This is a genomic window from Phycisphaeraceae bacterium, assembly GCA_019636795.1.
Taxonomy (GTDB): Bacteria; Planctomycetota; Phycisphaerae; order Phycisphaerales; family UBA1924; genus JAHBWW01.
This window is the reverse complement of sequence record JAHBWW010000007.1, coordinates 125,446-139,128: the sequence shown is the minus strand read 5'-3', so window position 1 is coordinate 139,128 and position 13,683 is coordinate 125,446. Positions and strand designations below refer to the sequence as shown.

The window sequence follows — 13,683 nt, the reverse complement described above, 5'->3', positions numbered from 1 at the left end:
AGGGCATGAATCCCGACCTGCTGGCTGAAATTCTGTCGTGCCAGAGTTTGCCGACGTTGCCGAGCGTTGCGGTCGAGATCCTCCACCGCACGAGCAACCCCAACGTCGTTATCGGCGACCTTGCGCCGCTGATCTCGCGCGATCAGGGTCTGGCGGCCCGGATGCTTCGGACTGTGAATTCCAGCTTCTTCGGCCTGCGTCAGCCCTGCCCGACGATCGACCGCGCGCTCGTGCTGCTGGGCATCGGCCCGGTCCGTTCGCTCGCGCTGGGGTTTTCGCTCGCGGCAAGCCTCGAGAAGTGCCAGACACCTGGATTCGATTGGGAACGATATTGGCGGCGAGCGCTGATCTCTGCCATTGCGGCCCGTGAACTGGCCGAGGAAGGCGGGTGTGCGGGGCTGGCTGACGAAGCGTATCTTGGTGCCTTGATGCAGGACATCGGTATGGTTGCGATGCATCAGGCACTCGGTACGCGCTATGACAAGGTTGTCGCACTGACCGGTGGCGACCACAGCCTGCTTACACAAACAGAAGTCAACGTTTTCGAGATCGGGCACCCGGATGTGGGCGCGCATTTGGCCGAACGCTGGCGTCTGCCGCGTCAACTCTCGATACCCATTCGCTTTCATGAGCGTCCGACCGCAGCCCCAACCGAAGAAGCCATGCTGACGCGTCTTGTTCATCTCGGTTCGATTGCGCATGATGTGGTGACCGATACCGACCCGAGGCCGGCGCTGCGCAGGCTGTACGAACGCGCAGCGGACTGGTTGGACCTTGCGCCCGGGCAGATCGATGCAGTGGTCCGGCGGGTGGGCGCCAAGGCCAAGGATCTTGCGAGCGTCTTTGGCGTGCGGATCGGGCCACCGATCGATGCCGAGCGGATTCTTGCCGCTGCCGATGAACGCCTGCACTTCATCACGCGGAGTGAAGGCGGAACGAGCAGCGCGATACAGCATGGAGCCGAAACCAACGGTTTTTTACCGGGCGCGGTGCGCGACCCGCTCACTGGTGCGGTGACGCGTGAAGGGTTCATTCAAGGCTGCCGGCGCGGATTTGAACTTGCGATTCAGCGTCACGAGCCACTCACGCTCGTGACCATCGCGATCGAGAGTCTTGATGTCGTCGAGACTCAGTTTGGGCAAGTTGCGCGTGATGAAACCGTGATTGGTGTCGTGACGCTCGTAAACAAGATTTTCGAACCTATGGGCGGACTGGTGTGCAGGCTTGCGGCGAGTGTGCTTGGGGTTGTTGCGCCCGGGACTGATGAGCCGGCTGCGAAACGAGCCATGCGAGAAGTGCAGGAGCAGTTGCTGTCATTCTCGAAGCACTGGACGCCGGACTCGAACAACGAGCCACTGCCGATCACCATCTCGGGCGGTATTGCTGTTCTGAACAGGGAAACGCAGAATATCTTCTCTTCGAGCGATCAGGTGATCAAGGCTTCGTCGGACGCGGTCAAGGCGGCGCGGTCGGCCGGGGGCAACTGTGTGCTTGTGCATGCGCCGCGGCAAGCAGCCTGAGCGTTGAGGTTTGACACGATCAAGCCGAAGTACGCCCCCCGTGCGAGATCAAGCCGATCAAGCCGGAATCAGCCGCCCTGTCGTGCGCTGCGTGAATGGATACAGGCTCGCCACTTCGCGCAGGTCGTCGATGGTGACGCTTTCGATGCGTTCGAGTTCCTCTTCGAGCGAGCGGTGCCGCCCGTGCGCCAGCCACTGGCGGCCGATGCGCTGCATGCGATCGTTGGGGCGTTCGCCGCTGAGCGTCGCACTCGTTGCAATCTTCATGCGCATCTTCTCGAGGTCGGCCGGGGTAAGTGAATCGACGAGCGAGAGCAACTGCTGGTCGATGATGGCTTCGATTTCGTCGAGCCGATCCGGGTCGCCACTGGCGTAGACGAAGTAGTCACCCGTGCCCTGATGCGCGTCGTACGCCGACTGGGCTTCTTCGGCGATGCCGGTTTCGATCAGCGCCCAGTGCAGGCGGCTGTTGTCCGAGCCACCAAGAACCTGCATCAGAAGTGACGCGGCATAACGTCGATCATCCTGCACCGCGGGCGCGGGCATGATCGAAATGACATACGCGCGATTGACTCGTTCATCGCGCATGGTGAGGCTATCGGAGTGTGTTTGCGGGCGAGCGTCGTTGCGTGTCGCGCCGGTTCTGACCCACGAGCCGCACAAGTCTTCGATCATTTTGACCGTCGCGTCAAAGTCCACGCGTCCGGCCAGACTCAAGACCGTATTGTCAGCCGAGTAGCGCTGCGCGAAGTACTGCATCATCTGATCGCGCGATAGTGCCGAGACCGATTCAGTGGTGCCAAGCACACGGTGTCCGAGCGGATGGTCGGCATAGTGCTTTGCAACGCAGGCTTCATAGAGCACCCAGAACGGATTATCCTTGTACATCGCGATTTCTTCGAGAATCACGTTCTTTTCGAGGTCGAAATCCTCTGTGCGAAGGGCAGGCCGGAGCATGCGAGCGAGCAGCTGCGTGGCGTTTGGCAGATACTCCGGAAGGACCTGGGCGTGAAAGCACGTCAGTTCATTGGACGTGTATGCGTTGTTGCGAGCGCCGATCTCGTCGAAGAGGCGGTTGATGTCGTCGGCCGAGAGATCGTCGCTTCCCTTGAACATCATGTGTTCGAGAAAGTGGCTGACTCCCATGATTGCGGGCGCCTCATCGCGTGCGCCGGTGTTGACGAAGAAACCGACAGCCGAGGAGTGCGCGTCGGGGTCGACCTCAGCGATGATCCGCAGTCCATTGGCCAGTTGGTGCTGTTGAAAGGTGATCGGCATGCGGACAGTGTACGGGGCGAATCGTGCTATTGCCCGAGCCAGGCACGGAGTGCAGCATCGAGCTGCCGGGCGTCCATTCCGTAGGCCGATGTCAGAGCGTCGCGGTCGTTGCGTCCGCTTGAGTAACTGGCCATGAGAAGCCCGAGGCGTGTGTCGCCAGCTGGGAATGGTCCCCGCCGCAGAAAGTCCACGGCCAGATGCGAGAGTCGGTAGTTTTCACCTTCGCGGGCGTCGTTTGAGGCCGACGCGCTCCACCCCGTCAGCCTGCTGAACACTCCATCCGACACGCCCTTCTCAACCCCCAAGGCACGCACCCGTTCATGGTTCCAGGGCTCGGGTCTGCTCCCAGCCGCGACCGATTCGGCAAACCCTTCGCTCAGCCACCGGGGTTGGCGCTCGAACATCGCTGAGTGAACGATATGGACGTATTCGTGGGTCATCACCTGCCGCATCTGCGATGTCTGAGCGATGCGCAGAATGATGCGATTGACCTCGGCCTGTCCACCCATGTACGAGTTGCTCGCCAGTGACGAGAACGCGCGGTGATCCGCAAGGTACAGGCGAATCGGTGCCATGTGTACCTTGCCCAGCACACTGGCGGCACCATCCCTGGCCTGCTCGGCTGCACGCGACAGAATCTCGATCACCTCGGCACCGGTCCCAGACGTGTCCGATGCACGCACCGTGGCATCGAACATTGGATAGGTGTAGAACGTGTCACTGCCGAAACGGATTGAGCGCGGCGCACCGCCAGCATCGGCCAGCGACAACTTCGCAATCTCGGCTGCCCGCGCCGGGTCACGCGAGAACTCGGTCAACCATTGTTCATACTCACGGCCCTGATCCGCTCGCATGCCGCTGAGCGTGTATGCAGCACCGAACATCGCGCTCATCAGGCGATCGGCTTCCTTGATGCCCCAGTTGTCCTTGGCTGCCGGCGCGGTGCGTAACTCCTTGACGAAAAGCCCGAGCGCCTGAGGCTCGCCCCGATCGGCGAGCACATAGATGGCTGCCTGTCGGATCATGGCGGTGCGCGAGTCCAGAAATGGCTTGAGCACAGCCTCTGCGTTTTCGAATGGTTTGGTTCCGAGTGATCGAACTAGAAACGCCACCTCAGCGCTGTTCGCGCGAGCGTCAAGCCCGCCGATGGTCTCGAGTACACGCTGGGCGCTGCCTTTTTTCATCATCGATTCGAGCCCGAGCGGCCGGAGCATGGGGTTCCCCGAAACGATCAGACCTCGGCAGAACTCCGCAGCCGTGCCTTCATGAAGCCCCCACATCGCATCTACCAGTTGCTCAGCCTCGCGCACGTTCCCATTGGCCAGCGCCCGCTCGATTTCGCCGATCGACCCCGATGCCGACGCACGGCGAGTCGCGAACTCTCCCAGTGGTACCTTTGGCTGCAGCGCAGGATCCGGCACTTCTTCGCTCAACTGCACAATCAGATCGCGCATCGCACCCGGCTCGATCCCCACATACCGAATCGCGCCATGCCGATCGACAACCACGTTCCCGCCTCGATCCCCGAACCCGAAGGCAGCGCACAGCGACGAACCATCGTCAATGAGCACATGCCCCGGCATCGCCCGTCGATCGAGCACCCGCTGAACTCTCTCCTGCTCTTCCTTCGGATGCAGCGCGACGATGACTACGCCCTCGACGCCATCGAGCGCTTCGCCGATCAGCGTGACGGCACGCTGAGCATTTGCATCACGCAGGGTCCAGTACTGAATCACCGCCACGCGACCACCAAACGACGCGATCGCGTCACGCGACCCGCTCAGCAGCACCCCGTGCTCGCCAAAGCCGTCAAACCCGACGCCGATGCGGCTTTCGAGTTCCGTCCTCGCTTCGGCCGGAAGCCTCGACAACGCCTGTCGCGGTAACTCCGACTGCGACGGCGGCCCAGCCAGTACCGCGACACTTGCACACACCAACATCAGGACGATTGCACCTGTTCTCATGATTTATGACCTTACGCTGACCATCCACGCCCGGTTCTTGCCTTCCGATTGCTTTCGAGAGCCGCGACCAGTGCCTGACTTACCTCGGCCGGTTCTTGTGCACCGCACACCGCACTACTCACCGCAACGCCACAGCACCCGCTCGACACCAACTCCCCGACATTCTCGGGCGAAATCCCACCGATTGCAACGTGCGGCAGGTTACACACCCCGGGTGCCGCGACAAACTCGCGAATCAGATTCGGACCCGCGATGGTCGGCTTGTGCTTGGTCGTCGTTGCAAACATCGGCCCCAGTCCGACATAGTCGGCTTCCTGATCGACTTCGCTCAGCGTGCTTGCCGAGATGCCAACGATGAGCCGCCCGCGCGAAACTTCGCGCACTATTCGAACCGGAAGATCCGTCTGCCCGACATGCACGCCCGTTGCTCCAGCCGCGAGCGCCACATCGACCCGATCATTGATGATCACATCGGCCCGGCCCGCGATAAGTTCGACAAGCTCGCGCGCCCGCGCGACAAGTGCCCGATCCGTCATCCCCTTTTCACGCAGTTGCACACAATCGGCCCCGCCAATCAGCGCCTGAGCCACAATATCGCGCCACGACCAATGGTCACACAGCGACTCGGTCAACAGCACGCACAATGCCCACTGCCGCCCCTTTCGTGCCAGGCAGAGTCGTACCTCCCGCTCAAGCGTGTACACGCGATATCGCAAGCCTTCGAATGTTCCGCCTTGCTCGCGTGTCTTGGCCAATTCCTCAATCACGCGCAGCGCCTCGCTGACCCGTGCTGCAGCCGCCGCAGCCACCGCATCGAGCGACGCACGCGATCGCTCACCCTCGGTCGAGATCGTGGTTCCGACATCGCCCGGCGTGTCGCGCGATGCGACCCGCTCGAGCCCGCTGAACCCCAGCCCTTCGACCGCAGCGGTCAAGGCGTGTCGCAGTTCCTTCCCCTCGCGCGCAAGCCCCGCATCCTGGGCTTCGAATCGTGCCAGATCTTCCAGAACCCGCAGCCCCTCTCGGGCTCGATTGAAATTCGCATCAATCATCCGCAACATACAATCCGTTTCCCATCTGTAGTGGTCCGCAAGGCTTGACAGGCCCAGAATAGGTTATGGCCCAACCGTACGACCTCGTCCCCCAGCCCGAGTCCCCGCGTCTGCCGGGCAAGGTCGGGGTCTTTCCCGGCGAGGACGAACTCATCGATGCTGTCGCATCTGACCTTTTTGTCCAGGCTTCAACCTGTGTCCGCTCATTTGGCGACTTTCATCTGGCAATCTCTGGCGGTTCGATGATCGAGAAGGTCTGTATGCGCCTCATGGTCGATCCCAAGTTTCGCAGCATGCCCTGGTCGCGCACTCAACTCTGGATCGCATCCGATCCGCTTGATCTGGGCGAGCCTGCCCTCACTGCGACCCGGATTGTTCGAGAGATCCTGCTCGACCACGCGGGCATTCCGCGCAGCCAGACTCACGTCTTTCCTGTGGATTGCGCATTGAGCCTCGAAGACTACCAGCGCGAAGTCTGCGAGCATCTCGAATGGCGCGAGCGCGGGCACGATCGCCTCGACTTTATTGCTCTGAGCCTCGACCAGGACACGCTCTACAGCGGCCTCGAACCGGTCGATTCAATCGAACAGGGAACCGTGGTCTCGCGTTTTCGCTCAGCGCAAGGGCTCGAACACGCCGCCATGACGCCGTGGTTTGTCAGTGCCGCCCGCTTTGTGGCGCTGCTCGCCGGAGGTGCCGAGTGCCGCGATCGCATCGCCAGCCTCACCCAGCGCTATGCCAGTTCGCACGACGCTCCGGGCGTGTCGCTCATCGACGGGATTCAGTGCTGGTATATCGATCGCAACATCCTGGCCGATGGGTCTGAGTCATGACCCAGATTCAGCCCAACGCCCGCGTCTCAGTCCGCATCGCGTACGAAGACGACGATGTGCTTGTCGTCGAGAAGCCATCGCGCGTTGTCACCATGCCCGGCATCGGGCACGAGCACGATTCACTGCTCAACGGCCTTTTCGCCACGCACGGCAGCCGACTTGCCCAACTCGGGGGCGATCGGTCCTTTGGCCTGTTGCACCGCCTCGACCGCGAAACCAGTGGCCTCGTGATCGTCGCGCTGCGTCAGCAGGCCTACGAACACATCTTCCAGCAGTTCAAACAACGAAGCATCGCCAAGTTCTATTGGGCCCTCGTTCACAAGCCCCCACGCACCGACCGCGGCGTCATCCGTCTGGCCATTGAGGAAGTCTCCACGCGAGTCGACAAGTACACCACTCGCAAAATGGCCCGTATCTCGCGCTCGGGCAAGCCGGCGCTCACAGCGTACCGCGTCCTTCAGAACAACGATCTTGCAGCACTTATCGAAGCCCGCCCCGTCACCGGGCGGCTCCATCAGGTGCGCGTTCATCTTGATGCCATCGGGTGCGCGATTCTCGGCGACGAGTGGTACGGGCCGCGCGCCGTTGCAGACGCTGCTCCCAGACTCGCACTGCACGCCCATCGATTGCGATTTGTGCATCCCATGACCGGCCAGCCCGTGGATGTCCGATCACGCTGGCCCGGCGACCTCAAACGCACGCTCACGCGTGTTCGCCTGATGCGCCCCGATCTCGCGCCCGAATCACAGGAGCGCGCTCATGAGGCGAGCAGCGATCCCATCGGCCAGGATGATCCCACGCTCGGTGATGGTGATGATTGAATCTTCACGCTGGATCAGCCCTTCGTCGCGCACACGTCCGATCTCCTGCTCCAGTGCTTGGCAGAACTGCGGACAATCACTCGCGCAGTCTCGAAGCAATCGGTCTGCATCAAGCCCCTCCGCCAGGCGAAGCCCCGTCATGATGCGCTCGCGCAGGGCACGCGCCGCATCTGGTGGTTCGTGATCGGTGATGGACGCGAATCCGTTGCAATCATCGCTCAAGTAGGTCTCAAGATGGGGCGTGTTTTTCCAACGATGACCGCCGACGTGCGCCGATGCTGACGGTCCGGCTGCAAGCCAGTCGTCCTGCCTCCAGTACGCGAGGTTGTGCCGGCATGCCTGGTCGGGTCTGGCGTAGTTGCTCACTTCGTACCGCTCGAATCCGGACTCGCGCAATCTTTGTCCCGTCAGTTCAAACATTTCGATCTCTGTCTCTTCGGGCGTGGGTTCAAACTCACCACGTTCGAGCCGGGCGGTCATCGCTGTCCGAGGTTCATACGTCAGGTTGTAGCACGAGACATGATCGGTGCCGAGCCTGATGGCTGTATCCAGATCGTGCGACCAGTCCGCGAGGGTCTGGCCCGGAATGGCGTAGATCAGATCAATCGAGATTCTGTCGATCGCTGCTTCGCGCGCCAGACCGATCGCCCGTGGCACGCTTTCGAGTCGATGCACGCGCTCGAGGGTCTTGAGGTGTACGGGGTTGAATGACTGAACCCCCAGACTGAGACGATTGACTCCGCCAGCCTTGAGCACCGCCATCAGTTCCGCCGAAGCCGTCTCCGGATTGCACTCAACTGTGAACTCGCACTGGCTCGAAAGCACAAAGTGCTCATGCAATTCCTTAAGAAAAATCTGCCATAATTCAGGGGCCAGCAGGGTTGGGGTGCCTCCCCCGACGAAGATGGTCTCCAGATTTCCCCCCCAGGGCGAAATCGCGCGGATTTCTCGCACCAGACGTTCGACAAATTGCACCTGACGATCCTGCCGATCGACCAGGCTGTAGAAATCACAGTAGTGGCACTTGTGCGAGCAGAATGGCACATGAAGGTACAACGACCGAACGCGGCCTGGCAGCACCCCTTGAAATGGGTACGAGGCATACACTGTGGAACGTTGCCTGAGCGAGATGGATGAGGTATTGTGCGGCATCAGCGAGTGCCCGAAACCGACCGGGCAGACCAGCCAGGACTGGTTCAAACTCCACTGTCGGACCATCGGCCTGAAAGGATATGCGAAGCGTGCAGGTTGAACTCGTACAGGTCAGCGCGACTGGCAAACTCGCCATGCAGGCCCTCAAGCCGGGCCGTTACGTCCTTGGCCGCGACACTCAGTGCGCCTTGCGCGTTCCCGACGGGCAGGTATCACGCCAGCATTGCGAGTTCGAGGTCCGTTCCGACGGAATCTCGCTTCGCGATCTGGGATCACGCAATGGCACATGGGTCAACACGACCCGCGTCGAGCGAGCATCGCTGCGTTCGGGCGACCTGATCGCCATCGGGCCACTCGTGCTCGTTGTGCGCATCGATGGCGACCCGGAACACATCGATCCCGTCCTGCTCTTTGAACAAGGACGCCCACGCGGGGAGGATGCGCCACCCAAGCCTGTCAAGCAGCCCAAATCGGCGCCCAGGCCCTCGGTCATGGACGACGATGAAACCTCCAACGGCGTGCGCAACGACGAGAGCTCGATCATCGATTTCGACTTCGACTTCCGCGACGACAACGACGATCAGCCACCGCTTTGAACAGCTGAGACTTTCGCGCCCGTCACTTTGTCGGTGGTTGCGCAGGTTTAATGTCGGGCACCCGCACCGCAGTCCCGCACGCCTTGCAGCGCACGGTTTTTCCGCGGGCAGAGTCCGGCACCGCCAGCACCTTCCGACAGTTCAAATTGGGGCACATGATGCGCACGTTCTGTGACGACATAGCCGCTTGCTCCTCCGCAATTGACCTATCGACTCATTCGCAATCGTGCTTCACATGCAAGTCTCTCGTTCGAGACATTTGATCCACCTGCGTCACAGACCAGATTCGAGCACGTCCGATCATGCGGCTTTGCCGTCCTGCGACGCCCTATTGTCTTCTCGGTCTGCAATGCAAGGGTTCGGCCCGCATCACAGACCGATAAGCCACAGTCGAGGAGTACATGCCGGTGAAGTCCGACAGAGAGCACGCAAGCACCGCCGTCATCGGGTTGCAATGGGGTGATGAAGGCAAGGGCAAACTCGTTGACGTTCTCGGGCGCGATCACGACGCGGTTGTCCGCTACAACGGCGGCGCCAACGCAGGGCACTCGATCGTCATCGGAGGAGAGCGATTCGCCGTCCACCTCATTCCAGTAGGGGTCTTCCTCCCGGGAGTCCTCGCGGTCATCGGCAATGGCGTGGTCATCGATCCGGAAACTCTGGTCCGCGAACTCGAGGGCCTCGAAGCACGTGGGATTGATACCTCGGGCTTGAGGATCTCGTCGCGCGCGCACATTGTCATGCCTTACCACAAGCTCGAAGATGCGGCTCGCGAGGAGCGTGCCGGGGCTGATGGCAAGGCAATCGGCACCACCCGCCGCGGCATCGGTCCCGCGTACGCCGACAAGGCCCAGCGTCGTGGCGCGATCCGCGTGATCGACCTGCTCGATGCCCAGCGTCTGCGTGAGCGTGTCGAAGAAGCCTGCCGCATCAAGTCTGCCATGTTTCCCGGTGGTGGTGAGGAACTTGACCCAAAAATGCTGATCGCCCGACTTGGGCCGATCATTGAGCGGCTGCGCGCGCACGTCTGCGACACAACGTACCTGCTGCACGATCTGCTCGCGCAAGGTCGAAGGCTGCTCTTTGAGGGGGCCAATGCCACGCTGCTGGATGTCGATCACGGCACATATCCCTATGTGACCGCGTCCAACGCATCGGCTTTGGGAATCCCGGCCGGTACCGGCGTTCCGATGTCACACGTTTCCACCATCATTGGTGTCGCCAAGGCGTATTCGACCCGCGTTGGTGCGGGCGCAATGCCGACGGAACAAGTCAACGCGCTGGGCGATCGCATTCGCGAGCGTGGGCGCGAGTATGGAACCACAACCGGCCGCCCGCGCCGTGTTGGATGGATTGATCTCGTCGCGCTGCGATACGCTGCGATGATCAACGGCATCACCCATCTCGGTGTCACGCTTCTTGACGTTCTCGAAGGGCTGGACGAACTGCACCTGTGCGTCGGTTATCGCACCGGCGGGGGAGTGACGAATCGATTTCTTCCTGACGGGCGCGAACTGGCGCGGGTGGAAGCGGTGTATGAAACCATGCCCGGGTTTTTCGGAGACATCTCGGGAGCGCGACAGATGTCGGACCTGCCGAAGGAAGCACGAAACTATCTGACGCGAATCGAAGAGTTTGTTGGGGTTCCGATCGGACTGGTCAGCGTCGGGCCCGATCGCAGCCAAATCGTGGATGCTGCGGGCATACTGGGCGCGCGGGCGGTGAACAGCGGATAACACCTCGGGGCGTACGGAGACTCAGAGTGGAGCATCGATGAGCATTGCAGGCGGCAAGGAGATCGCAAGTCAGAGCCCGTGGGCTTCGGATGCTGGTGCGCTCGAAGTTGTCTCCCGGATGCGCAATGTCAATCCGCATGCCGACCCGCTGTTGCACCTGCCCGATGTTCACCCGGCTCGCATTCCGCGGCATATCGCCATCATCATGGATGGCAACGGGCGCTGGGCAGCCAAGCAGGGATTCCCCCGCATTTTCGGGCACCGCAACGGCGCGATTGCGGTGCGCGAGACGGTTCAGCAGTGCGGCAGGATTGGCGTCGAAGTTCTTACGCTGTTTTCGTTCAGTTCCGAAAACTGGCGCAGGCCTAAGGACGAAATCGACGCGCTGATGTCGCTGTGCATTGCGTACTGCCAGGGTGAACAGGATGCGCTGCGGCAGGAGAATATCCGGGTCCGCGTGCTTGGCAGGCGGGCGGAACTTCCTGAAGAAGTCCGAAACGCCATCGCCGAACTCGAGCGTGTGACGGGTGCGTGCACCGGTCCGACGCTGTGCCTTGCGATCAACTATGGCTCGCGGGGCGAGATTGTCGATGCGGCCCGGGCTTTGGCGCGCGAAGCGCGCGATGGCACGCTCGACCCCGACACGATCGACGAGGCGGCGCTGGCCTCGCGCCTGTACACCAAAGACCTGCCCGATCCGGATCTGCTGATACGCACAGCTGGGCAGATGCGGGTGAGCAATTATCTTCTCTGGCAGATCAGTTATGCCGAACTGCACATTTCTGATGCTCTGTGGCCCGACTTTGGTGCCTCGGAACTCCATGCGGCCATTCGCGACTATGCCTCGCGCGATCGTCGTTTTGGCGCGATCGAGTCGCAACCTCCGCAGGCGTGACTGATTGTCGGTGAGCGCACCAGAACGTGCGACCGGCGAGATTGCTATTGTGTGCCCGTGCTGCGTCAACGATTGCTTCTGGGGCCTGTGCTGATCCTGCTGATCGTTCTCGGCTCATGGCTCGACGACGCCATCGATCGGACCGCCCTCCCTGCGTGGGCAGCCGAACTGCTTCAACGTCCGACCTGGCCGCCCGGAACGATCGTGTTTATGGTGGTGAGTCTGCTGGCGGTCGGTGGGGGGCTGGAACTGTCGCGGATCTATCGCGAGAAGAAGATCGCTGTGTCGCGGCGTGTGGTGATCACACTGGCGCTTTCGGGCCTTTCGATTATTGCGTTTCTTCCCAAGTCGCTCGATGGCACGACGGCGGCTGCGATCATGAACTCGGCGGTGACGCTGGTGCTCATCGGGTCGCTCGCGTTCTACAGCCGGCACAAGCAGGTCGAGGGGATGGTGACGGCTGCGGGGGGGGCGTTGTTTGCGTTTGTGTATCTTGGCATGATGTTCGGTTTTCTGGTGCTGATCCGGCGTGAGGAAAGTGCGTGGGTGGTGTTGTGGGTGCTGGTCTCGACCAAGGCGAGCGACATCGGGGCGTATTTCGTTGGGCGGAGCATCGGGCGGCACAAGATGATCCCGTGGCTGAGCCCGGGCAAGACATGGGAAGGCTTCTTTGGCGGGGTCATTGCCTCGGCGGGGGTGGCGGCTTTGGGGGCGTGGCTGTTGAGCCGTTCGGGGGCAGCGGAGATACCGCCGATGGCGGGCGTGATATTTGGGATTGTCTTCGGGGTTGTCGGGCCTGTGGGGGATCTGGTGATGAGTCTGGTCAAGCGGGACGCGGGGATCAAGGATGCCGGGTCATCGCTTCCGGGGTTCGGGGGTGTTTTGGATGTGATTGACTCGGTGCTGCTGGCGGCTCCGGCTGCGTACTGGCTGCTGCGCCTTGTGTAGTGAGGAAAGTGTGCTAGAATGTCAGGCATGCGTCACGAGGGGCGTCATCCACATCGAGAACGATCGCGGGTTGCCCGTTCGATCTGGTCCGTGGCGCGTAGCAGACGGTGGATCGGTCGGGAGAACTGAATGAACGTCACGCTCAAGTTGCTCAGGGTGTTCCGGGTAGATCAGCAGATTCGCGGGCTCCAGAGCCGACTTCGGACTGCCGAGCGATTCCTCGGGGAACAGGTCAAGCAACTCTCGGATATCGATTCGAAACTCGTCTCCATCACAGGCCAACTCAGACAACTCAAGGCCAGCACGTCGAACACCGGAGGTGAGGTCGAACGCATTGATGCCCATGTGGCTGAACTGCGCGACCGTATGAATCTGGCCAAGACGAACAAGGAATACAAGGCCCTGCTCACCGAGGTCAACACGTTCAAGGAACGCAAGACCGCGATGGAAGAATCTCAACTTGAGCAGATGGAAAAGATTGAACAACTTGAGGCGCAACTGATCGAACTCGAGGCGGCGAAGGTCGAGCGCTTGAAACTCCGCGATGTTGCTGAGCAGGATCGCGCCAAGCGGTCCGACGAGATCAAGGACCGTCTGGCCGAACTGGTGCGCGAGCGCGAGCAACTGGTTGCCGATGTGCCGGTTGACGCGCTGAATATCTATACCAAACTGGTTGAAGAGCGTGGCGACGAGGCCATGGCGCCGCTTGAGGTGATCGACCGCAAACGGCATGAGTACATCTGTGGCTCGTCGATGATGTCGGTCCCCATGGAGACCGCGATGTCGCTGATGGCGGGCAAGTTGACGCTCAGCCCGAATGACGGGTGCATCCTGTACCTGACTGAAGAAATGTCCAAGTCCTTGTCGGCCAGCGCTGCCAAGAAGTGA

12 protein-coding genes are annotated in these 13,683 nt (G+C 61.3%); 8 read left to right on the top strand and 4 right to left on the bottom strand.

Annotated elements, in window-relative coordinates:
* Positions 1-5 precede the first annotated feature (5 nt).
* Positions 6-1,520 (top strand): HDOD domain-containing protein, encoded by a 1,515-nt coding sequence (locus KF757_14650; GenBank protein MBX3324215.1) that lies wholly within the window; start codon positions 6-8, stop codon positions 1,518-1,520.
* Between the two features lie 57 nt (positions 1,521-1,577).
* On the opposite strand, the gene KF757_14645 is transcribed toward KF757_14650, so the two are convergent.
* From KF757_14645 to thiE, 3 genes are read right to left on the bottom strand one after another with little or no spacing between them, the layout of a single operon-like run.
* Positions 1,578-2,798, bottom strand: coding sequence for an insulinase family protein (locus KF757_14645; GenBank protein MBX3324214.1), 1,221 nt, complete (start codon positions 2,796-2,798; stop codon positions 1,578-1,580).
* A gap of 26 nt (positions 2,799-2,824) precedes the next feature.
* Positions 2,825-4,762: a HEAT repeat domain-containing protein gene (locus KF757_14640; protein ID MBX3324213.1), complete on the bottom strand. Its 1,938-nt coding sequence runs from the start codon at positions 4,760-4,762 to the stop codon at positions 2,825-2,827.
* 11 nt (positions 4,763-4,773) lie between these two features.
* Positions 4,774-5,814, bottom strand: a complete 1,041-nt coding sequence (thiE, locus tag KF757_14635; GenBank protein MBX3324212.1) for a thiamine phosphate synthase — start codon at positions 5,812-5,814, stop codon at positions 4,774-4,776.
* A 65-nt stretch (positions 5,815-5,879) separates the two neighbouring features.
* Here thiE and KF757_14630 point away from each other — a divergent pair, with 65 nt between their 5' ends.
* Both KF757_14630 and KF757_14625 read left to right on the top strand, forming a co-directional pair.
* Positions 5,880-6,647, top strand: coding sequence for a 6-phosphogluconolactonase (locus KF757_14630; protein ID MBX3324211.1), 768 nt, complete (start codon positions 5,880-5,882; stop codon positions 6,645-6,647).
* The gene (locus KF757_14625; GenBank protein MBX3324210.1) at positions 6,644-7,468 is read left to right on the top strand and encodes an RluA family pseudouridine synthase; all 825 of its coding nucleotides are present in this window, start codon (positions 6,644-6,646) and stop codon (positions 7,466-7,468) included. Before KF757_14630 ends, KF757_14625 begins: the two co-directional genes overlap by 4 nt.
* Here the strand turns inward: KF757_14625 and hemW are convergent.
* A complete protein-coding gene (hemW, locus tag KF757_14620) occupies positions 7,391-8,548 on the bottom strand; it encodes a radical SAM family heme chaperone HemW (protein ID MBX3324209.1) in 1,158 nt (385 codons plus the stop codon). The two genes, KF757_14625 and hemW, sit on opposite strands and share 78 nt — an antisense overlap.
* A gap of 161 nt (positions 8,549-8,709) precedes the next feature.
* Between hemW and KF757_14615 the strand changes: the two genes are divergently transcribed.
* The 5 genes from KF757_14615 (at position 8,710) to KF757_14595 (ending at position 13,683) form a co-directional block, all read left to right on the top strand.
* Positions 8,710-9,216 (top strand): FHA domain-containing protein, encoded by a 507-nt coding sequence (locus KF757_14615; GenBank protein MBX3324208.1) that lies wholly within the window; start codon positions 8,710-8,712, stop codon positions 9,214-9,216.
* A gap of 407 nt (positions 9,217-9,623) precedes the next feature.
* Entirely contained in the window at positions 9,624-10,952 is a 1,329-nt protein-coding gene (locus tag KF757_14610) for an adenylosuccinate synthase (protein MBX3324207.1), read from the top strand.
* Between the two features lie 37 nt (positions 10,953-10,989).
* Positions 10,990-11,847: an isoprenyl transferase gene (locus KF757_14605; protein ID MBX3324206.1), complete on the top strand. Its 858-nt coding sequence runs from the start codon at positions 10,990-10,992 to the stop codon at positions 11,845-11,847.
* Positions 11,848-11,904: 57 nt separating this feature from the next.
* A complete protein-coding gene (locus KF757_14600; GenBank protein MBX3324205.1) occupies positions 11,905-12,795 on the top strand; it encodes a phosphatidate cytidylyltransferase in 891 nt (296 codons plus the stop codon).
* A gap of 129 nt (positions 12,796-12,924) precedes the next feature.
* Positions 12,925-13,683 carry a hypothetical protein gene (locus KF757_14595; protein MBX3324204.1) on the top strand — a complete coding sequence of 253 codons (759 nt, stop codon included), beginning with the start codon at positions 12,925-12,927 and terminating at the stop codon, positions 13,681-13,683.

Excerpts from the sequence above, each read along its gene's own strand:
- KF757_14605 (MBX3324206.1), top strand. The coding sequence starts at position 10,990 with ATGAGCATTGCAGGCGGCAAGGAGATCGCAAGTCAGAGCCCGTGGGCT.
- KF757_14625 (MBX3324210.1), top strand. The coding sequence starts at position 6,644 with ATGACCCAGATTCAGCCCAACGCCCGCGTCTCAGTCCGCATCGCGTAC.
- KF757_14595 (MBX3324204.1), top strand. The coding sequence starts at position 12,925 with ATGAACGTCACGCTCAAGTTGCTCAGGGTGTTCCGGGTAGATCAGCAG.
- KF757_14645 (MBX3324214.1), bottom strand. The coding sequence starts at position 2,798 with ATGCCGATCACCTTTCAACAGCACCAACTGGCCAATGGACTGCGGATC.
- KF757_14630 (MBX3324211.1), top strand. The coding sequence starts at position 5,880 with ATGGCCCAACCGTACGACCTCGTCCCCCAGCCCGAGTCCCCGCGTCTG.
- thiE (MBX3324212.1), bottom strand. The coding sequence starts at position 5,814 with ATGATTGATGCGAATTTCAATCGAGCCCGAGAGGGGCTGCGGGTTCTG.
- KF757_14640 (MBX3324213.1), bottom strand. The coding sequence starts at position 4,762 with ATGAGAACAGGTGCAATCGTCCTGATGTTGGTGTGTGCAAGTGTCGCG.
- KF757_14650 (MBX3324215.1), top strand. The coding sequence starts at position 6 with ATGAATCCCGACCTGCTGGCTGAAATTCTGTCGTGCCAGAGTTTGCCG.